Origin of the sequence: Ectothiorhodosinus mongolicus (assembly GCF_022406875.1) — a bacterium.
In the GTDB taxonomy this organism is placed as follows: domain Bacteria; phylum Pseudomonadota; class Gammaproteobacteria; order Ectothiorhodospirales; family Ectothiorhodospiraceae; genus Ectothiorhodospira; species Ectothiorhodospira mongolica.
Genome location: NZ_CP023018.1, coordinates 918008 through 937555 on the forward strand (window position 1 = coordinate 918008; position 19548 = coordinate 937555).

The 19548-nt window shown below is 55.4% G+C and carries 18 protein-coding genes; 10 read left to right on the forward strand and 8 right to left on the reverse strand.

What is annotated here, in order from left to right; translation table 11 throughout:
* Positions 1-2 precede the first annotated feature (2 nt).
* Genes CKX93_RS04210 through phoB form a run of 3 tightly spaced genes read right to left on the reverse strand, consistent with a single transcriptional unit; the run spans position 3 to position 2559 of the window.
* On the reverse strand, positions 3-533 hold the full coding sequence (locus CKX93_RS04210; protein ID WP_084178656.1) for a tetratricopeptide repeat protein: 531 nt from the start codon (positions 531-533) through the stop codon (positions 3-5).
* Positions 530-1870, reverse strand: a complete 1341-nt coding sequence (gene phoR, locus CKX93_RS04215) for a phosphate regulon sensor histidine kinase PhoR (protein WP_076755454.1) — start codon at positions 1868-1870, stop codon at positions 530-532. The genes CKX93_RS04210 and phoR overlap by 4 nt, the downstream gene beginning before the upstream one ends.
* A complete protein-coding gene (gene phoB / locus CKX93_RS04220) occupies positions 1870-2559 on the reverse strand; it encodes a phosphate regulon transcriptional regulator PhoB (RefSeq protein ID WP_076755455.1) in 690 nt (229 codons plus the stop codon). The genes phoR and phoB overlap by 1 nt, the downstream gene beginning before the upstream one ends.
* Positions 2560-2665: 106 nt before the next feature.
* Between phoB and dapF the strand changes: the two genes are divergently transcribed.
* The 9 genes from dapF to ubiB all read left to right on the forward strand — a co-directional run bounded on the left by dapF (position 2666) and on the right by ubiB (position 10500).
* The gene (gene dapF / locus CKX93_RS04225) at positions 2666-3505 is read left to right on the forward strand and encodes a diaminopimelate epimerase (protein WP_076755456.1); all 840 of its coding nucleotides are present in this window, start codon (positions 2666-2668) and stop codon (positions 3503-3505) included.
* Positions 3502-4203, forward strand: a complete 702-nt coding sequence (locus CKX93_RS04230; RefSeq protein ID WP_076755457.1) for a DUF484 family protein — start codon at positions 3502-3504, stop codon at positions 4201-4203. Before dapF ends, CKX93_RS04230 begins: the two co-directional genes overlap by 4 nt.
* On the forward strand, positions 4185-5123 hold the full coding sequence (xerC, locus tag CKX93_RS04235; RefSeq protein ID WP_084178657.1) for a tyrosine recombinase XerC: 939 nt from the start codon (positions 4185-4187) through the stop codon (positions 5121-5123). Before CKX93_RS04230 ends, xerC begins: the two co-directional genes overlap by 19 nt.
* A 68-nt stretch (positions 5124-5191) precedes the next feature.
* Entirely contained in the window at positions 5192-5725 is a 534-nt protein-coding gene (gene hslV, locus CKX93_RS04240; RefSeq protein ID WP_076755920.1) for an ATP-dependent protease subunit HslV, read from the forward strand.
* A 7-nt stretch (positions 5726-5732) separates the two neighbouring features.
* Positions 5733-7079, forward strand: coding sequence for an ATP-dependent protease ATPase subunit HslU (gene hslU / locus CKX93_RS04245; RefSeq protein ID WP_076755921.1), 1347 nt, complete (start codon positions 5733-5735; stop codon positions 7077-7079).
* A gap of 9 nt (positions 7080-7088) precedes the next feature.
* Positions 7089-7451: a gamma-butyrobetaine hydroxylase family protein gene (locus CKX93_RS04250; RefSeq protein ID WP_076755458.1), complete on the forward strand. Its 363-nt coding sequence runs from the start codon at positions 7089-7091 to the stop codon at positions 7449-7451.
* Positions 7452-7460: 9 nt separating this feature from the next.
* Positions 7461-8210, forward strand: coding sequence for a bifunctional demethylmenaquinone methyltransferase/2-methoxy-6-polyprenyl-1,4-benzoquinol methylase UbiE (gene ubiE / locus CKX93_RS04255; protein ID WP_076755459.1), 750 nt, complete (start codon positions 7461-7463; stop codon positions 8208-8210).
* 11 nt (positions 8211-8221) lie between these two features.
* Complete coding sequence (locus CKX93_RS04260) at positions 8222-8839, forward strand: ubiquinone biosynthesis accessory factor UbiJ (RefSeq protein ID WP_076755460.1); 618 nt, start codon at positions 8222-8224, stop codon at positions 8837-8839.
* Positions 8836-10500, forward strand: coding sequence for a ubiquinone biosynthesis regulatory protein kinase UbiB (gene ubiB / locus CKX93_RS04265; RefSeq protein WP_084178658.1), 1665 nt, complete (start codon positions 8836-8838; stop codon positions 10498-10500). The genes CKX93_RS04260 and ubiB overlap by 4 nt, the downstream gene beginning before the upstream one ends.
* Before the next feature lie 30 nt (positions 10501-10530).
* On the opposite strand, the gene lpdA is transcribed toward ubiB, so the two are convergent.
* From lpdA to CKX93_RS04280, 3 genes are read right to left on the reverse strand one after another with little or no spacing between them, the layout of a single operon-like run.
* Positions 10531-11982: a dihydrolipoyl dehydrogenase gene (gene lpdA, locus CKX93_RS04270; protein ID WP_076755461.1), complete on the reverse strand. Its 1452-nt coding sequence runs from the start codon at positions 11980-11982 to the stop codon at positions 10531-10533.
* A 16-nt stretch (positions 11983-11998) separates the two neighbouring features.
* Positions 11999-13255 carry a 2-oxoglutarate dehydrogenase complex dihydrolipoyllysine-residue succinyltransferase gene (gene odhB / locus CKX93_RS04275; RefSeq protein WP_076755462.1) on the reverse strand — a complete coding sequence of 419 codons (1257 nt, stop codon included), beginning with the start codon at positions 13253-13255 and terminating at the stop codon, positions 11999-12001.
* 27 nt (positions 13256-13282) lie between these two features.
* Positions 13283-16108: a 2-oxoglutarate dehydrogenase E1 component gene (locus CKX93_RS04280; protein WP_076755463.1), complete on the reverse strand. Its 2826-nt coding sequence runs from the start codon at positions 16106-16108 to the stop codon at positions 13283-13285.
* Between the two features lie 151 nt (positions 16109-16259).
* On the opposite strand from CKX93_RS04280, the gene uvrD reads away from it, so the two are divergent.
* Entirely contained in the window at positions 16260-18437 is a 2178-nt protein-coding gene (gene uvrD / locus CKX93_RS04285; RefSeq protein ID WP_076755923.1) for a DNA helicase II, read from the forward strand.
* On the opposite strand, the gene CKX93_RS04290 is transcribed toward uvrD, so the two are convergent.
* Positions 18434-18775, reverse strand: a complete 342-nt coding sequence (locus tag CKX93_RS04290) for a DUF2782 domain-containing protein (RefSeq protein ID WP_076755464.1) — start codon at positions 18773-18775, stop codon at positions 18434-18436. The genes uvrD and CKX93_RS04290 overlap by 4 nt on opposite strands.
* On the reverse strand, positions 18772-19497 hold the full coding sequence (locus CKX93_RS04295) for an LOG family protein (RefSeq protein ID WP_076755465.1): 726 nt from the start codon (positions 19495-19497) through the stop codon (positions 18772-18774). Before CKX93_RS04295 ends, CKX93_RS04290 begins: the two co-directional genes overlap by 4 nt.
* Positions 19498-19548 lie beyond the last annotated feature (51 nt).

The following is a 19548-nucleotide window of genomic DNA, read 5'->3' on the forward strand; positions in this document are numbered from 1 at the left end:
GCTTACTCTTCTAGGCCCTGCAGCCAGTCCACTGCTCGTTGCCGCGCGGCGTCGCGTTCTTCCGGCACAAGCTGCGCTTCGAGTCGCTGCCAGAGCATGATGGCCGCTGGGTCCTGTCCAGCCGCCGCAATATTGGCCCATTGCGCGGCCAGCGAAGGATCTACCTCAATACCAATGCCTTCACTGTAGATCCGCGCCAAGAAATAAGCCGCAATGGGGGGCTGCGCTGGCGCCGCCTCAAGCAATAAATCCCGAGCTTCAAAAACTCCCTCGGGATTCAACCCCCCTTGTGCGTCGGCGTAAAGCAATGAGGCCAAAGCAATTTGAGCTGGTGCGTAACCGGTCTCTGCGGACTCGCGAAACCAGTATTCGGCCTGTGCACGATCGTGTTCGACTCGATCACCCTGCAAGAACATCCAACCCATGGCGAGCATGGCTCTAGGCGTTGACTGAATCGGCTGATCTTCGTTCGGAGTCTCTGCAACTGCGACAGGGCTTACGCAAATAACCAGTAGCAAAAAGAAGATTTTCATGCACTTTGGTCCACGACCGGGCTCGGATTAGGCAGGTGGCTTTGACACAGACGCCCTTTCGGAAAATGGCAGAAAAATGTGCTGCCCTTGCCTGGCAAGCTTTGAATTTCGAGGTGGCCGCCGTGGCGCATCAACACATGCTTCACAATTGCCAAACCCAAACCAGTGCCGCCGCGACCCCGACTGCGCCCGTCATCCACACGATAAAAGCGCTCGGTTAAGCGCGCCTGATGATGCGTTGGGATACCCGGGCCATCATCGCTGACACGAAAATGACCGCCGCTGTTGTTCACTTCCCAGCCTATCCGCACACAAGAACCGGCGGGCGTATGGCGGACGGCATTAAACACCAGATTAGAAAAAGCACTGCGAACCTCCGCTTCACTGCCCAGCAAACTCACCTCAGCAGCGGCTTCGATAACCACTTCGTGGCGTGACTGAGCAGCCAATGCCAGTGCATCTTCACGTAAATCTTGGAGCAAGCCAGCCACATTAACGACATCATCAGGAGGGGGAGCCGTGGCGGTCTCCAGGCGCGACAGCATGAGCAAATCCTCCACCAAAGCTTTCATGCGCTCGCTCTGTTGACGCAGCAGGCGTGCCGAGTCAGCAAGCTCAGGCTCATCAGCCAATTCCTCAGCCAAGGTTTCTGCCACACCGTACACCACGGTTAAAGGTGTGCGCAGCTCATGTGACACATTCGCCACAAAATCCCGGCGCATGGTCTCCAGTCTTTGCACCCGACTCACGTCTCTGGCCAGCAACAAATACTGGCGCTTACCATAGCGAATCACGCGTATTTCCAGCGTGATGGAGTCATCCACCGGTGATGGCAAGGTGATCACTCCACCGCTGGCATCTAAGTCATCGAGAAAATCAAGAAAGTCCGGGTGGCGATAAATATTGCCAATGCGCTGGCGTTCGTCAGCCGGCCAGGTCAAGCCCAAAAGATCAGCTGCGGCTTGATTCCACCAGTCGATGCGAAAGTCTTTGCGCAATACCACGACCGCGTCAGGCATGGCTTTGGCTGAGTCGCGATAGCGACGCGTGAGTTTTTGCAGCTTTTTATAGCGATTACGTTGCCGCCGACGCTGGCGGTAAATCCCGTCAAAAATCACGCCCCAGATCCCGCGCGCCATGGGCGGATCCAGTTTGCGGCCCTCGCGAATCCATGTTTCCAGCTGATACAGATGACGTAAATGCCAGCCCAAAACAACGATCAGCAACAATAGGAGCGCAAGCCACAAATAACCAAAAATCACGCCCAGCAGCACAAAAGGCACCGCCAGAATCAGCAACTGGCGTACAAATCGCGGCCAGGGGTTAGGTGATTGCATCAAGGAGTATCGGAGAAACGATAGCCTGTGCCGCGCACGGTCTGCACGAGGTGATCATGCCCGGTGGGCTCTAAAGTCTTGCGAAGGCGTCTGATGTGTACGTCCACGGTGCGTTCCTCTACGTAAACGTTGGTGCCCCACACATGATCCAGTAATTGTCCCCGCGAGAAAACCCTCTCCGGATGCGTCATAAGAAACAGCAGCATGCGATATTCTGTGGGCCCGATGCTGATACTCTGGCCATTACCGCTCACCCGGTGGCTCACGGGATCTAGGCGCAAACCAGCCGTTTCGATCACCTCCTCACTGGTGTGCGGCGCTACGCGACGCAACACGGCTTTCATGCGCGCCACCAGTTCACGCGGAGAAAAGGGCTTAGTCACATAATCATCTGCTCCAGCCTCCAGCCCGCGCACCCGATCTTCTTCCTCACCTCGAGCAGTGAGCATGATGATGGGTAATTCCCGGGTTTGTTTATCCTGTTTAAGTTGACGCGCCCATTCCACACCACTGACGTCAGGCAACATCCAATCCAGTAAGATCAGTTGCGGCTCATGCTCGATCAGGCGTTGCCGGGCGGTGGCAATATCGCCCGCCTCCGCAACCAAAAACCCTGCTTTTTTCAGTGGCAGGCGCAGCATCTCACGGATCGCGCTATCATCTTCAACCAGTAATACGGTATTTGTCATGGTTGCAGTCCAATGACCTGAAAGTCCGAATTACATAACAAAAATATGACAATTTGATGATAGCGCGTCTCACAGCGCTCAGATACTGGGATAACGGATTAGTTTAATGCCTATTGCTTTCACCAAAATGCAGGGGCTGGGCAATGATTTCGTGGTCATCAATGCCATGAACGCCCCCGTATCGCTCGATGCCGAGCAAATCCGCGCCCTAGCGGACCGCCGCTTTGGCGTCGGCTGCGATCAAGTCTTATGGGTCGAGCCACCCGTCGATCCCAGCCGTGCCCAATTTCGCTATCGCATCTTCAATGCTGATGGCGGTGAAGTCGAACAATGTGGCAACGGCGCAAGATGCTTCGCCCGCTTTATCCATGAACAAGGCCTTTGCGATCAAAGATGTATTACTGTGGAAACACTGGCCGGCCTGATTGAGCTGATCTTGGAAGAAGATGGCCAAGTCACGGTCAATATGGGCCTACCCCGCTTCGAGCCCTCTGAGATCCCCTTTAAAGCCGCCAAGCGAGATGCGCTCTATTCCCTAAACATTTCCTCTGAAGAGCAAGTCAGCGTAGGTGCGGTTTCCATGGGCAACCCCCACGCCGTTTTACAAGTGAACTCCGTCGATACTGCAGAGGTTGCGCGCCTTGGCGCCGCGATAGAATCCCACTCGGACTTTCCGCGACGCGTCAATGTGGGGTTTATGCAGATCATCGATCGAGAACATATACGCTTAAGGGTATTTGAACGCGGCGTTGGCGAGACTCTGGCCTGTGGCACCGGCGCCTGTGCAGCTGTTGTCATCGGCCGCCAGCAGGGGCTGCTGGATGAACGCGTCACCGTGACGCTTCCCGGCGGACAGCTTGTGATAAAGTGGAACGAAGACGAACAAGAACCGGTGTGGATGACAGGGCCCGCGCAAACCGTGTTCACGGGTGAAATAGAATTATGAGCGCAGCAAGCAAATCCGCGAAAACTCAGGCCAGCGAGTCATTCGAACACACGCTGGAGACGTTTCTTCACGACAACCCGGATTTTTTTGCCAGCCGACCCGATCTTTTGGCGCAATTGGATTTGAGTCATCCCAGCGGTGGCGCCGTTTCTTTACTAGAGCGCCAAGTATCCGTGCTTCGCGACAAGTCGCGGCAGCTGGAGCGGCGCCTCTTGGACTTGGTGCAAGTCGCCCGCGATAACGAAAGACTGAGTCAGCGCATGCATCATCTGGCCTTGGGACTCATGGAGTCGGAAAGTCTTGATGCCACTTTGGCCACCACCCAAGAACAGTTGGCCAGAGAATTTTCCGCCGAGCATGTGGTGCTGCGACTGTTGGGCGAGCCCACCGAAGGCATGCACTATCTGTCCCCGCAAACACCGGGTTTTGACACCTTCAAGGATCTATTGGCCAAGGCCAAACCCGCTTGTGGCCGCTTAGCCAAAGCGCAGTTAAAACTCCTATTTGATTCCAGTGTCAGCGATCAGATTCAGTCAGCAGTTGTGGTGCCCTTATTGGATGGACAAGAAACCCTAGGGCTCTTGGCATTGGGAAGCATCCATGCTGACCGCTTTCATCCCGATATGGGCACGCTTTTCCTCGAGCAACTGGGACAACTGGTCTCACGGGCCATTCTGGGATGTCGGAACCAAAGCTAGGCACCGCTGAGGAGCCTGTCGGCGCGCTGGATCCGGCGATCACTCGGTATTTGCGGCATTTACGCCAAGAGCGGGCCTACTCCTCTCATACCTATCAGAATTACCAACGTGATCTAGCCTTGCTATACGATCACATTCAGGCGGCTTTGCCCAGCGTGAATTGGTCGGCCGTGAATACCCAACATATCCGTGAGCTGGTGGCCGGACGTCATCGTCAGGGCGCGGCCGGTCGCAGCCTGCAACGCCTGCTCTCATCCATCCGCGGTTTCTTCAACTACCTATTGCGTGAGGGCGAAGTGAGCCACAATCCCGCGAAAGGCTTACGCGCGCCGCGCAGTGCACGCAAACTGCCCCAAGTGCTGGATGCTGAGCAGGTCGCCATGCTGGTCGAAGTCCCCGGTGATGAGTTACTGATGGTACGTGACCGAGCTTTGCTGGAACTGTTTTATTCCTCCGGCTTGCGTTTATCAGAACTCACCCAGCTTAATCTGCGCGACCTGGATTTGGGTATGGCCAGCGTGCGCGTCTTGGGCAAGGGCCAAAAAGTGCGTCAAGTTCCGGTGGGACGCAAAGCCATGCAAGCACTGGAGCTGTGGCTACAGCGGCGATCCGAGTGGGCCGCTCCCGAACAAGTCGCGTTATTTGTGGGTCGCACCGGAAAACGCCTGAGTGCTCGCAGCATTCAGCAACGCATGGCTCGGCATGCCCGCACTCAGGGTTTGGATCGACATGTCCATCCGCATCTGCTGCGACATTCCTTTGCCAGTCATATTCTTGAATCCTCGCAAGATTTGCGGGCCGTGCAAGAATTATTGGGACATGCAGATATCAGCACCACCCAGATTTACACCCATCTGGATTACCAGCATCTGGCCCGAGTCTATGATCAGGCCCACCCGCGAGCACGGCGCCGCAAATAGTCTGCGGCGCGCGCCGGCCTGATTCCGTTACAATGACGGTTTTGCCGTTTCAGATGAGAGGGTTTGGCGTGGAACAGTTTCGCGGTACCACCATTGTGAGCGTCCGGCGCGGGGGCAAAGTGGCCCTAGGCGGCGATGGCCAGGTGTCTTTGGGCAATACCATCATGAAAGGCAACGCCCGCAAGGTACGCCGTCTCCACCACGAGCGAGTGATTGCGGGTTTTGCCGGCGGCACGGCTGATGCGTTTACCTTGTTCGAGCGCTTTGAAGGTAAGCTGGAAAAATACAGTGGCAATCTGGTGCGCGCGGCGGTTGAGCTCGCCAAAGACTGGCGTACCGAACGCAGTTTGCGGCGCCTGGAAGCGTTGCTGGCCGTCGCTGACAGTGAGGCCTCGCTGATTATCTCCGGCAACGGCGATGTGATCGAGCCAGAAGATGGCCTGATTGCCATTGGTTCAGGCGGACCCTTTGCTCAGGCGGCAGCCAGGTCCTTGCTGGACAACACCGAGCTCGGCGCGAAAGACATCACCGAAAAAGCACTGAATATCGCAGCGGATATCTGTATCTATACCAATCATCATTTGACGGTGGAAGAACTTTAATATGGCTATGTCCGCAATGACTCCCCGAGAAATCGTCCAAGAACTGGACCGCTTCATCATCGGCCAAGACGCAGCCAAACGCGCTGTGGCGATTGCCTTGCGTAACCGCTGGCGGCGCCAGCAGTTGCCTGAGGATTTGGCGCGCGAGGTCACGCCCAAGAATATTCTGATGATTGGTCCCACTGGGGTCGGAAAAACCGAGATCGCCCGCCGTCTGGCGCGCCTCGCCAATGCACCTTTTATCAAGGTCGAAGCCACTAAATTCACCGAGGTCGGCTACGTCGGGCGAGATGTGGAATCGATCATCCGCGATCTCGTGGATGCTGCTGTGAAAATGCTGCGTGAGCAAGAGAAAAGCAAGATGCAGCCCCGCGCCGAAGAGGCTGCGGAAGAGCGCATTCTGGACGCTTTGCTGCCACCGCCGCGCTCCTCCGGTGGTGGATTTATGGCGGGCGAGCCGGCGCAACCTCAACGCACGGATTCAGAAACGCGGCAGAAATTCAGGAAGCGCCTAAGAGAAGGGCAACTTGACGATAAGGAAATCGAAATTCAGGTACAGGCAATCCCGCCGGGTGTGGATATCATGACGCCCCCGGGTATGGAGGATATGGCCAGCCAGCTACAAGGCCTGTTTCAAAACTTGGGCGGTCAGCGCACACGCACACGCAAATTGAAGATTAGCGAGGCCCTGAAGCTGTTGACCGACGAGGAGGCTGCCCGACTGGTGAATGAGGAAGACATCAAACTGCGAGCGGTCAGCCATGTCGAGCAAAATGGCATTGTCTTTATCGACGAAATCGACAAGGTAGCGCGCAAAGGCGAGTACAGCGGCGCTGATGTCTCCCGCGAGGGCGTACAGCGCGATCTACTGCCGTTAGTAGAGGGCTGCACGGTGACCACCAAAATGGGCTCGGTACGCACAGACCATATTCTGTTCATTGCCTCTGGCGCGTTCCACCTGTCGAAGCCTTCCGATCTCATTCCGGAGTTGCAGGGGCGCCTGCCCATCCGGGTCGAGTTACAGGCTTTGAGCAGTGAGGATTTCGTGCGCATCTTGACCGAACCCCGGGCCTCACTAACCGAACAGTACGCAGCGCTGCTGCAAACCGAAGGTGTCAGCCTGCGCTTTACCGAGGATGGCGTGCGACGTCTGGCGGAAATCGCCTGCGAGGTCAACGATCGCACCGAGAACATTGGCGCCCGCCGGCTGCACACGGTAATGGAGCGGGTCATCGAGACCGTCTCTTACGAAGCCCCCGATACCGCGCCCGAGACGATGATTGATGCCGCTTTTGTCGATGCGCGTTTAGGTGATCTGGTTCAGGACCAGGACTTGAGCCGCTACATTCTTTGAGGACATCCCATGGCCAACAAAAACCGCCCCACAGACATTCGGCTGCATCAGCAGTCGCGCAAGTTAGAGCTGGTTTATGCCGATGGTGTCAGTCATCAGTTGAGCTGCGAGTTCTTAAGGGTGCATTCGCCTTCTGCTGAAGTCACTGGCCACGGTCCGGGTCAGGAAGTACTGCAGGTGGGCAAAGAAGATGTGGGCATTGTGAACATCGAACCCATTGGTCACTATGCCATCAAACTGATATTTTCAGATGGGCACGATACCGGTATCTATGACTGGAATTACCTGTTTCATCTGGGCTGCAATCAGGCAGAGCTGTGGGAGAACTATTTGCAACGGCTGGCCGCCGCTGGCCACCAGCGCAAAGCTTAGGGGAGGCGCATGAGCAGCAAGAAAACAACCGACTTTGGCTATGAACAAGTCCCAGTCGACGAAAAGGTTAAGCGGGTTGGCGAGGTATTTCACTCGGTGGCGCAACGCTATGACCTGATGAATGATTTGATGTCTTTGGGCATTCACCGCATGTGGAAGCGCTTTACCGTGGAAACTGCAGCGGCTCGGCCTGGCTGGCGGATACTGGATCTGGCAGGCGGCACCGGTGATCTCGCTGCGCGTTTTGCACGTATTGTGGGCGACACTGGCGAAGTCGTGCTGTGCGATATCAATGCCTCCATGCTGCAGGTCGGCCGCTCGCGACTCATTGATGAGGGTCTGATTGGCAATATCCGTTATGTGCAGGGCAATGCCGAGCGCCTGCCTTACCCCGATAATCATTTCGATCTGATCACGATTGCTTTTGGGCTGCGCAATGTGACGGATAAGAATGCGGCGTTAGCCTCCATGCTGCGGGTACTCAAACCCGGCGGCAAATTGTTGGTATTGGAATTCTCTCACCCGACCTCTGCGGGTTTTCAAAAGCTCTATGATTTTTACAGCTTCAAGGCGCTCCCGTTTATGGGGCGCATGGTGGCTAATGATGCCGAGAGTTATCGCTACCTGGCTGAAAGCATTCGCATGCACCCCGACCAAGAGACGCTAAAAGGTATGATGGAAACAACAGGGTTTGAGCGTTGTGATTATTTCAATCTTACCGGTGGCATCGTCGCGCTGCATCGTGGCTATAAACTCTAAGTGGATCGCCCATGATCATCCCCAGCTCCATCACGCAGCTCATCGAAGAAGCCATCAATCGCTTTTTGGGCTTAGACGCCGATAGCCAGGCACGCATTGAAAGAATGCAAAAAGCGGTCATTGCTGTGGAAATCACCGGACTCGACCTAACACTGTTTTTTCTTCCAGCGGCCGACAGCATGCAAGTACTCTCGCATTACGATGGGCAAGCGGATGCCCGCATCGCCGCCACACCCTTGGCGCTGATCAACCTCGCCACCGGCACCTCAGGGACGCAATTGCCAGAGGGGGTGGTGATCACCGGGGACGCAGAAGTGGCCAAGCAGTTCAATGATTTGCTTCGGCAAGTCGACATCGACTGGGAGGAGCTTCTGGCGCGCCTCACCGGTGACATCATTGCTCACCAAACCGGCCGAACCCTAGCTGAGATACGTCAGTGGTGGCAACGCAATAACCAGGCATGGCAAGCGGATATCGCCGAATACCTGCAAGAGGAATCGCGCACCCTACCCTCACCTCCAGAGGTCGAAGGCTTTCTGGATGCTGTTGATGCGCTGCGCAATGATGCGGAACGTTTGGAAGCGCGGTTGAAACGTCTGGAGGCGCGAGGAGCGGAGAAGGGTTCGTGAAACATTTACATCCCAGCCAGATCCTGCGGCTGGTCACCATTAACCGGGTTTTGATCCGTCATGGACTGGACGATGTGGTGCTGGCCATTCGCCTGCTGCGTCCGGTTCGCTGGGTACGCTACTTAGCCCCCTGGAATTGGTTTCGTCACATCGATTACGGTCATGGCGAACGCATCCGCCGCGCTTTGGAAGATCTCGGCCCGATCTTCATTAAGTTTGGGCAGATGATCTCAACCCGCCGCGACTTGCTGCCGGATGATATCGCCGAGGAGATGGCCAAGCTACAGGATCGCGTGCCGCCATTTCCCAATGAACAGGCGCGGGCCATTATCGAAAAATCTCTAGGCCACCCTGTAGGCGAGTTGTTTGCGCATTTTGAGGAAAGCCCCATGGCTTCGGCCTCCATTGCTCAAGTGCATGCGGCACGCATGCATGATGGCCGCGAGGTAGTGGTCAAGGTGTTACGCCCGGGCATTGAAAAAGCCATTCGTCGTGATGTCGAACTCATGTACGTCATCGCTGAACTGGCGGAGAGGTACTGGCCTGAGGGGCGACGCTTACGCCCGATTGAAGTGGTCGCCGAGTACGAGCAAACCATCCTCGATGAACTGGACTTGATGCGCGAGGCTGCGAATGCCTCGCAGATCCGCCGTAACTTTGAGAATTCCCCGCTTTTGTACTTACCCGAGGTGTACTGGGATTTTTGTCGGCGCGACGTCATGGTGATGGAACGGGTTTATGGCGTGCCCGTCTCCGATATCAAAACCCTGCGCAGTCTCGGGGTCGACCTCAAGCTACTCGCGGAGCGGGGCGTTGAAACCTTTTTCACGCAGGTATTTCGCCACAATTTTTTCCATGCCGATATGCATCCCGGCAATGTGTTCATCAATGCCTCAAACCCCGCCGACCCAAGCTATATCGCCGTTGATTTTGGCATCGTTGGCACCTTATCACCCGCTGATCAACGCTATCTGGCGGAAAACTTCTACGCCTTTTTCAACCGGGATTACGCCCGTGTGGCCGAGCTCCATGTGCAGTCTGGATGGGTGCCGCCCACGGTGCGCGTGGCGGAGCTAGAAGGTGCTATCCGCACTGTGTGCGAGCCTATTTTCGAAAAGCCGCTTAAAGACATCTCTTTTGGCCATGTGCTTGTCCGGCTTTTTCAAACGGCGCGGCGCTTTGATATGCAGGTTCAACCGCAACTGGTTTTATTGGAAAAGACATTGCTCAACATCGAGGGCATGGGCCGTGACCTCTATCCCGAACTCGATTTGTGGCAAACGGCCCGCCCTTTTATTCAGCGCTGGATGGATGAGCAGGTGGGTGCTCGGGCTTTTATCAAAGGCCTACAGCGCAATTTGCCCTTTATTTTAGAAAAAACGCCGGATCTGCCAGAACTCATTTATGAAGCCCTCCGGCATCAAGCGCAGCGACCCAGTGAAACACAGCTTTACGCCGTACAGGCCGCGACGGAGAGCCAGCAGGAAACACAAGGAAGGCAATCACAGGTGCTTGCTATCGCCGGTGGTAGCGCCCTATTAGCCGCGGTATTAGTCGCCGCACTCATTCCAGCAGCGCCGTCAGCCATGGGACTTCCTTGGGCCAGCTGGGTGCTGGGCATCGGAAGCCTGCTGGCTTTTGCACTGGCCTGGCGTCGCTAGCGATCAACGCCATTTGGCCAATCTATTGAGTCACTTAGCTTTACGGCCCACCGGCGGAATATGCAGCGGATGTCCTAAGGTCGCCAAAGCCGCTTCATGAACCGCCTCGGACAAGGTGGGATGAGCAAAGACAGTACGACCCAAATCCTCACTGGAGGCGCCAAACTCCATGGCGATCACACACTCGGCAATTAGCTCTGAGGCCCGCGGGCTAATGATATGCGCCCCCAAGATACGGTCAGTTTCGGCATGTGCGAGTATTTTCACAAAGCCGCTGGTGTCGTCCATCGCCTTGGCTCGCCCTGAGGCCACAAAAGGAAATACGCCCATCGCATAGGGGATCCCCTTGGCTTTTAGGTCCTGTTCACTGGCACCCACCCAGGCGATCTCCGGCAAGGTATAGATGACATTGGGAATCACATCGTAATTCAGGCTGACGTTCATACCCGCTATGCGTTCTGCGACCATAACGCCCTCTTCCGAACCCTTATGTGCCAGCATCGGGCCGCGTACTACGTCACCAATGGCATAAACACCCGCCAAGGTGGTCTCACAGTGATCGTTTACATGGATCAGACCACGCTCTTCCGTGGCTAGCTCGACATTGCCGGCGATCAAATCATCACTGGCCGGGCGCCGCCCCACACAGACAATCAGCTTGTCAAAATGCTCCGTATGCTTGCCCTGTTCATCTTCATAGGTCACTGCCACCGAGCGTTTACGCTTGTCGACCTTAGCTTCTGTGACGCGCGCTGATAAACGAATATCCAATCCTTGTTTGCTGAACATCTTGCGTGACTCATTGGCGACCTGGTCATCACAAAAAGTCAGGAAACGGTCTTGCGCTTCGAGCATCACCACCTCAGAGCCCAAGCGGCGCCAAACACTGCCCAGCTCCAAGCCGATCACGCCAGCACCGATCACGCCCAGTCGTTTCGGGACTTTATCGAATTCCAAAGCACCGGTGGAATCGACAATATAGTCGCCATCAAAGGGTGCAAAACCCAATTCGATAGGGACGGAGCCAGCCGCCAGAATCACATTTTCGGCAGCAATCATGGACTCTTTACCATCATGGGTCGTGAATTTGACTTGCTTATCGGGATGCAGTTGACCACTACCTTGTAACCAATCGACTTTGTTGGCCTTGAATAATCCCTGAATACCCTGGGTCAGCTGCCCCACCAATTTATCTTTGCGGGCCATCATTGCCGCCAGATCAAGCTCTAGCTTGCCTACCAAAACCCCATGAGAGTTCAGGTGCTTGCCCGTGTGTTCATAGAGCTCAGAAGATTCCAATAACGCTTTTGAGGGAATACAACCGACGTTCAGGCAGGTTCCGCCCAGCCGCGCCTGACCCTCGCCATCGCGCCAGCGGTCGATACAGGCGGCATCCAGACCCAGTTGGGCTGCGCGGATTGCAGCCACATAGCCGGCAGGACCGCCGCCAATAACCACCACATCGTATTTGTCTTTTGCCATGATGCTTCCTCCCTTATTAGACCTCGAGCAACAGACGGGTGGGGTCTTCCAGCATATCCTTGATGGTTACCAAGAATTGCACCGCCTCACGCCCGTCGATCAGCCGATGGTCATAAGACAGCGCTAAATACATCATCGGCCGGATCACCACCTGCCCATTTTCTGCCATAGGTCTTTCCTGAATGCGATGCATGCCCAATATCGCACTCTGGGGTGGATTAATAATCGGGGTAGATAACAATGAGCCAAAAACTCCGCCATTGGAAATGGTGAAGGTGCCGCCGGTGAGATCATCCATACTGAGACTACCGGCCGTGGCGCGCTCACCGAACTCAGTGATTTTGCGCTCGATATCGGGCATGTTAAGGCTATCGGTGTCCCGCAAAATGGGGACCACCAAGCCGCGTGGTGCGGAAACCGCGATGCCGATATCAAAAAAGCCGTGATAGACAATATCCTTGCCATCGATTGAGGCATTCACTTCGGGAAAGCGCTTAAGCGCCTCGGTGGCGGCTTTGACGAAAAAGGACATAAAGCCCAGGCGCACACCATGGCGTTTTTCAAAACGATCCTTATATTGCGAGCGCAACTCCATCACCGGCTTCATGTTCACTTCGTTGAATGTTGTGAGCATCGCCGCGGTTTGCTGAGCCTCCACCAAACGCTCCGCGACACGCGCCCGCAAGCGCGTCATGGGCACGCGTTTCTCGGTGCGTCCTAAGGCGGTTACCGGCGGTGGTCCTGATGCACTTGGGGCCGCAGCCGGGGCAGGGCTGGAAGCGGGGACTGCCGGCTCGACAGCCGACTCTGTTGCCGGTTTGGTCTCAACGGACGTATCACCCGCTAAATGGCGCAACACATCTTCTTTGAGCAAACGACCATCTTTGCCTGTGCCCTCAATCTGACTGACGTCTAGGTCATGCTCAGCCACCATTTTACGAACAGCGGGGCTCAGCGGGAGCTCAGCTTGGGCAGTATCAGCTTTGGCAGCGGCCGCGGGCGATGTGGCTGCTGGCGCCTTTACTGGACTTGCACCCCCTTCTTCGATATGACCAATCACCTGTCCAGCGGTAACCACAGAACCCTCATCTTCAAGAATCTTGCCCAACACGCCATCTAGCGGCGCGGGCACCTCCAGAACCACCTTGTCAGTTTCAATATCCACCAAAATTTCATCGCGCTTAACGGCTTCACCGCTGCGCTTATGCCAAGAAACAATCGTCGCGTCAGAAACCGACTCGGGCAGCTGCGGAATTTTGACCTCTGTGCTCATGGTAATGGGATCCTTGTCACTGACTTTTTAGTTTTGTCGTAATGCACGCTCAACGAGCGCTTCCTGCTGTTTCGCATGGACATCTAGGTGACCCACAGCCGGTGAGGCAGACGCGGGCCGCGTCACGTGCTGTAAGTGGTACTTCTCACCAATTAGCGGCCGAATATGGTGCTGACTGGAGTACCAAGCACCTTGATTCAGCGGTTCTTCTTGTACCCAAATAAATTCCTTGGCATTGGGATATTGGGCCAGCACCGCGGATAGTTCCTCTTCGGGGAAGGGGTAAAGCTGTTCGATGCGCAAAATTGCGATATCGTTTTTCTCCTCGGCGCGCCGCCGCTCGAGCAGGTCGTAGTAGACCTTGCCACTGCACATCAAAATTCGTTTCACCTTAGCCGCATCAAGACTATCTATTTCATCCATGACATTAAAGAATCGGCCCTGCGTCAAATCCTCTAGCGCATTCACCGCCAGTTTATGCCGCAACAGACTCTTTGGGGTCATGACGATCAGCGGCTTGCGATAGGGGCGAATCATCTGCCGACGCAAAAGGTGGAACATTTGTGCCGGCGTTGAGGGCACGCAAACTTGCATATTGTTCTGTGCACAAAGCTGCAAATAACGCTCCAGACGCGCTGAAGAATGTTCTGGACCTTGGCCCTCATAACCATGGGGCAACAACATCACGAGTCCACAAAGGCGGTCCCATTTTTGTTCACCAGAGCTGATGAATTGATCGATGACCACTTGCGCACCATTAGCGAAGTCACCGAACTGCGCTTCCCAAATGGTCAGTGTTTCTGGAGTAGCTGTGGCATAGCCATATTCAAAGGCCAACACCGCCTCTTCGGAGAGCAGTGAATCAATGACCAGAAAATCTGCCTGATCTTCATGCACATGGCGCAGCGGAATCCAGCGCTCGCCGTCGCGCTGATTGAATAACACCGCATGTCGATGAAAAAAGGTGCCACGTCCACAATCTTGGCCGCTGAGCCGCACGGGGTAGCCCTCATCAACCAGGCTGGCATAGGCACTGACCTCAGCAAAACCCCAATCCAGCGGTAGTGACCCTGCTGCCATCTTGCGCCGATCATCGACAATTTTGGCCACTCGGGGTTGCAGCTCCATACCCTCAGGCAGATCGCCCATAGCACGCCAATACTGGCGAAGCTTCTCGGGTGCCACACGCGTCACCGCAGTCTCACGCCAATCCTTGTCTAAATGAGGCTTCCAATTGATGGTGACTCGATGGCTGTTGTCCTCGCCCAGCAAGTGGTGGGGCGCGATGTCAGCACCGCTATCTAGGCGAGTGCGCAAAGCATCCACCATGGTGTCTGCTTCGGCTGCATCGATGATATTTGTCTGTTCCAGATGCTGGGCGTAACGCGCCCGTGTCGTCGGTAACGCTTTAATACTTTGATACATTTGCGGCTGGGTAGCTGAGGGCTCATCGGCTTCGTTATGGCCATGACGGCGGTAGCAGACCAAATCGATTACCACATCTTTTTTGAACTTCATGCGGTATTCCAAAGCGATCTGCGCCGCATAAACCACCATTTCCGGATCATCCCCGTTCACATGCAAAATGGGTGCATTCACCATTTTCGCCACATCAGTGCAATAGGGCGTAGAGCGAGCATCTTTCAGTGTACTTGTGGTGAAGCCAATCTGATTATTGACCACCACATGAATCGTACCTTTGGTGGAAAATCCCCGGGTTTGCGACATATTCAAGGTTTCCATAACGACGCCTTGGCCAGCAAACGCGGCATCGCCGTGGATAACCAAAGGCAGCACGCGATCACCATCAGGATCCTCCCAGCGAGTCTGCCGTGCGCGCACTGAGCCCTCAACCACTGGGCCAACAATCTCCAAATGTGAAGGATTAAATGCGAGCACCAAATGCATGCGCCCCGTGGGCAGCTGGACATTGGACGAAAAGCCCATGTGGTACTTCACATCGCCCGTGCCGGGGTGGCGCCGCCCCTTGCCCTCGAATTCCTCAAAAAGCACAGAGGGTGATTTGCCCAATACATTGATGAGCACATTGAGCCGGCCACGATGCGCCATGCCCATAATGGTCTCACGCACGCCATGCTCTGCAGCGCGCAACACAATCTCATCGAGCAACGGAATGAGACTCTCGCCGCCTTCCAGAGAAAAGCGCTTTTGACCCACATAGCGGGTGTGCAAATAGCGCTCAAGACCCTCTGCAGCCGTCAGACGATCAAGGATGTAGCGTTTCTGACCCGAGTTAAAATTCGGTTCACCACGCAGTGGTTCGAGCTTAGATTGCAACCAGCGCTTTTCGTCGGTATCGGTGATATGCATGTACTCCGCACCCAGCGTCTTGCAGTAGGTACCGATGAGAATGCGCATGATGTCGCGCAGCGAGGCCTCCTCGGGCCCCACTAATGAGCCGGTGTTGAACACCGTGCCCAGATCGTCCTCAGAAAGATGATGGTATTCCAGCGTCAACTCAGGCAGGGCGCGGGGTTCTTGAAGCCCCAGCGGATCCAGATTGGCTTGCAAGTGACCGAGAAAACGATGGGCATTGATGTACTGCAAGACACGGACTTGTTTGCGTTCGTGCTCCAAGCTGCCCATGGGCAGTCCACGCGCCGGCATTTCTGCCATACGTCGGAATTCTTCACGCACTCGTCCGTGGATGGCGGCGCCGTTTGCCTGGCCGCCAGTGAGCGCATCAAAATGCTGGCGCCATAGCTCGGGCACAGCCTCGGGCTTTTCCTGATAGGTTTCAAAAAGGTAATCGAGATAGGCGGCGTTACCCGCATCCAAATATGAATCTTCCCATTGGGACAACATATCGCGGGCTTGCAGACTTTTGCTCATGGTGACTGTGCTACCTGCCTGATGGCTGCGGAGGAGCCAAATTACAATCTATTATAGTCATATAAGTTTCCGCCTTAATAACATGACTCGCAAGTGCCCATGCTCAGGTTCGGGGCAAATTTTCCGCATGGGTTTTGCTACACTGCCGCGCATGGACGTGTCTGCAATTTTGGATGGGCTTAATGAGGCTCAGCGGGAAGCTGTTGCCAGTCCCTGCAGTCCAGTTTTGGTTTTGGCAGGGGCAGGCAGCGGAAAAACTCGTGTTCTGGTGCACCGCATCGCCTGGCTGGTTGAAGTCGAGGGCTTGTCACCGCACAGTGTTTTGGCGGTGACCTTTACCAACAAAGCGGCTCATGAAATGCGTGGTCGCTTAGAAAACCTGTTAGCGCTGCCACCCCAAGGTCTGTGGGTAGGCACATTCCATGGCTTATCACATCGCTTGTTGCGCATGCATTGGCGCGAAGCTGGCCTGCCTGAGGCCTTTCAAATCCTTGATAGCGAGGACCAGTTGCGCCTCGTCAAGCGTGTGCTGAAGTCTTTGGATTTGGACGAAGCACGCTGGCCACCCAGACAGATTCAATGGTTCATCAATGGCCGCAAGGATGAGGGAATTCGCTCAACCCATATGCAGGATAGCGGGGACCCCGTCAGTCGTCAGATGATCCGCATCTATTCGGCCTATGAGGCTGCTTGTCGACGTGCCGGAGTAGTTGATTTTGCTGAGCTGATGCTGCGCAGCCTTGAACTATTGCGCGATACTCCGGCCTTGCTTGAGCACTACCGTGAACGCTTTCGCCATATTCTGGTGGATGAGTTTCAGGACAGTAATGCCATTCAATATGCGTGGCTGAGGCTCTTGGCTGGGGCGAAAACTCCCGTATTTGCGGTGGGTGATGATGACCAGTCCATCTATGGCTGGCGCGGCGCACGTGTCGAACACATCCGTCAGTTCACCCGAGATTTCCCGGGCGCACAGACGGTCCGGCTTGAGCAGAACTACCGCTCGACTCAGAACATTCTCTCGGCAGCCAACGCCTTAATCCGCCACAACGACTCCAGGCTGGGTAAAGAACTATGGACCGCGGGTAAAGCAGGAGAGCCCATCACTCTCTATGGCGCGTTTAACGAATACGATGAAGCCCGCTTCGTCACTGAACAACTCAATACTTGGCACCATCAAGGCGGGCGCTTTAGTGAAGTCGCGATCCTCTATCGGTCCAACGCGCAATCACGCGTTTTTGAAGAAACCCTGATTGGTCAACAAATCCCCTATCGGGTGTATGGCGGGCTGCGCTTTTTCGAACGCGCTGAAATCAAAGACGCGCTCGCGTACTTACGATTGCTCGCCTCTAAAGACGATGACACCGCTTTTGAGCGCGTCGTCAATCAGCCCAGTCGCGGCTTGGGTGAGCGCACCGTTGCCTTGCTGCGTGACCATGCACGCCAGGCCGATTGCTCTTTGTGGTCAGCTGCCAAGACTTTATTAAGCCAAGGCGGCTTAACCGCGCGGGCCGGCAATGCGCTGCAAAGTTTTTTGCAGTTAATTGAGCAAATGTCACAAACCTGCTTGACGCTGCCTCTGCATGAACAAGCGGATCACGCCATCCAGCACTCAGGGCTGCGCGATCACTATGCCGCAGAAAAAGGCGAAAATGCGCAGGCGCGCCTAGACAACCTTGATGAACTCATCAGCGCCGCTCGCGGATTTCGTGTCGAGACTGTTGAGTCCGCGGACGAACCCACCTCTCCGCTAACTGCCTTTCTCAGCCATGCCGCGCTTGAAGCGGGTGAGGGTGAGGCCAATGCTTGGGAAGACTGCGTGCAGCTGATGACCCTACATTCCGCCAAAGGCTTGGAATTCCCACTGGTGTTTTTGGTGGGTATGGAAGAGGGCCTTTTCCCACATCGTATGTCTGCTGAGGAGCCAGGCCGACTCGAAGAAGAGCGACGATTGGCTTATGTCGGTATTACCCGAGCACGGCAGCGTCTGGTGATGTGCTATGCCGAAACGCGACGCCTGCATGGACGTGAAACATTTAATGCCCCCTCGCGCTTCATCGGTGAGTTGCCTGAAGAATTACTCGAGGATGTGCGTCCTCGCGCCTCACTGCGGCGGCCCTACAGCGCCGCGCAGACAGAGTCAGCAGCCACCTACACCGAACCCACACTCGGATTCTCACTGGGCAGTCGCGTACGGCACCAAAAATTCGGTGAGGGCATCGTCACCGATTATGAGGGTCGCGGCAATGCCGCCCGCGTCCAAGTGCAGTTCAGTGATGCTGGCAGCAAATGGCTGGTATTGGCCTATGCCGGCTTGGAAAGTCTTTAAAAGCTGAATAAAACCCAAGCAGGGATATGCAGGCGCGGATTGAGTTCATGGCCGCGTACATCCATGACTCCGTCACCGTCCAAGTCCACCAGATAATAAGCTGGCCCGCTTTGGGGAACCACGCGGATCATGTAGAGCTGCCCGTTGATGCGTTTCTCATGAATGGTTTCACCATCGCGCTCGATGATCGTAATTTCTGGCTCGAGCAGCTCACGCAAGCCTTCGCCACTATCATCCAGCATTGGTGGTGGCGGCGGGGCCGCCTGCTCTTGCGCCAAAGCCAGCGGCGATACGATAAGCAAAAAGGCCAGAGCCATCACAAATATAGGTTTCATCATAGGTTTGATAACCTCTCCAGTTCTTCGCGAGTCGGCTCCAGACTGCCTTTCTCATAGAAATCGAAAATAGCATCAATCACATCTTTGGGGTCGTCCACGAGGGTGTATAGCGCCAAATCCTGTTCACTGATCGTGCCAGCTGGAATCAAGGTTTGCGCGAACCAATCCAACAGGCCCTGCCAAAACTCGGACCCCACCAAAATAATGGGGATGCGCCGGGTCTTTTGGGTTTGCACCAGCGTCAGAATTTCGGCCAATTCGTCTAAGGTGCCAAAGCCGCCGGGCAAAACCACATAGGCCGATGCGTATTTCACAAACATCACCTTGCGCGAAAAGAAGTGCCGAAAGCCCAAAGAGACATCCTGATAAGGATTAGCCACCTGTTCATGAGGCAAGACAATATTCAAGCCCACAGACGGTGATTTGCCCGCGTAAGCACCCTTGTTTGCCGCCTCCATAATCCCAGGCCCGCCGCCGCTCACCACGGCAAACCCAGCATTGGAGAGCTGCAAAGCGATCTCCTCGGCGAGCTGATAAGTGGGATGCTCTGGGGGAATACGCGCTGAGCCAAAAATACTCACCGATGGCTTAATCCGCGCCAGACGCTGAAAGCCCTCGACAAACTCACCCATAATCTGAAAGATCTTCCAGCTCTCACGGGCCAGATGGCTGTCATCGACGGGCTTTAAACCTGGATGTTCGGTGCGGCGCTGCTCATTCATGTGGGCAGCATAGCGCTTCACCGCCCTCATTCGGAAGTACCCGTTTCCCCT

Excerpts from the sequence above, each read along its gene's own strand:
- lpdA (WP_076755461.1), bottom strand. The coding sequence starts at position 11,982 with ATGGCAAAAGACAAATACGATGTGGTGGTTATTGGCGGCGGTCCTGCC.
- CKX93_RS04280 (WP_076755463.1), bottom strand. The coding sequence starts at position 16,108 with ATGAGCAAAAGTCTGCAAGCCCGCGATATGTTGTCCCAATGGGAAGAT.
- CKX93_RS04230 (WP_076755457.1), top strand. The coding sequence starts at position 3,502 with ATGAGCGCAGCAAGCAAATCCGCGAAAACTCAGGCCAGCGAGTCATTC.
- uvrD (WP_076755923.1), top strand. The coding sequence starts at position 16,260 with ATGGACGTGTCTGCAATTTTGGATGGGCTTAATGAGGCTCAGCGGGAA.
- CKX93_RS04250 (WP_076755458.1), top strand. The coding sequence starts at position 7,089 with ATGGCCAACAAAAACCGCCCCACAGACATTCGGCTGCATCAGCAGTCG.
- xerC (WP_084178657.1), top strand. The coding sequence starts at position 4,185 with ATGTCGGAACCAAAGCTAGGCACCGCTGAGGAGCCTGTCGGCGCGCTG.
- phoR (WP_076755454.1), bottom strand. The coding sequence starts at position 1,870 with ATGCAATCACCTAACCCCTGGCCGCGATTTGTACGCCAGTTGCTGATT.
- CKX93_RS04260 (WP_076755460.1), top strand. The coding sequence starts at position 8,222 with ATGATCATCCCCAGCTCCATCACGCAGCTCATCGAAGAAGCCATCAAT.
- odhB (WP_076755462.1), bottom strand. The coding sequence starts at position 13,255 with ATGAGCACAGAGGTCAAAATTCCGCAGCTGCCCGAGTCGGTTTCTGAC.
- CKX93_RS04295 (WP_076755465.1), bottom strand. The coding sequence starts at position 19,497 with ATGAATGAGCAGCGCCGCACCGAACATCCAGGTTTAAAGCCCGTCGAT.
- phoB (WP_076755455.1), bottom strand. The coding sequence starts at position 2,559 with ATGACAAATACCGTATTACTGGTTGAAGATGATAGCGCGATCCGTGAG.
- ubiE (WP_076755459.1), top strand. The coding sequence starts at position 7,461 with ATGAGCAGCAAGAAAACAACCGACTTTGGCTATGAACAAGTCCCAGTC.
- CKX93_RS04210 (WP_084178656.1), bottom strand. The coding sequence starts at position 533 with ATGAAAATCTTCTTTTTGCTACTGGTTATTTGCGTAAGCCCTGTCGCA.
- dapF (WP_076755456.1), top strand. The coding sequence starts at position 2,666 with ATGCCTATTGCTTTCACCAAAATGCAGGGGCTGGGCAATGATTTCGTG.
- CKX93_RS04290 (WP_076755464.1), bottom strand. The coding sequence starts at position 18,775 with ATGATGAAACCTATATTTGTGATGGCTCTGGCCTTTTTGCTTATCGTA.
- hslU (WP_076755921.1), top strand. The coding sequence starts at position 5,733 with ATGTCCGCAATGACTCCCCGAGAAATCGTCCAAGAACTGGACCGCTTC.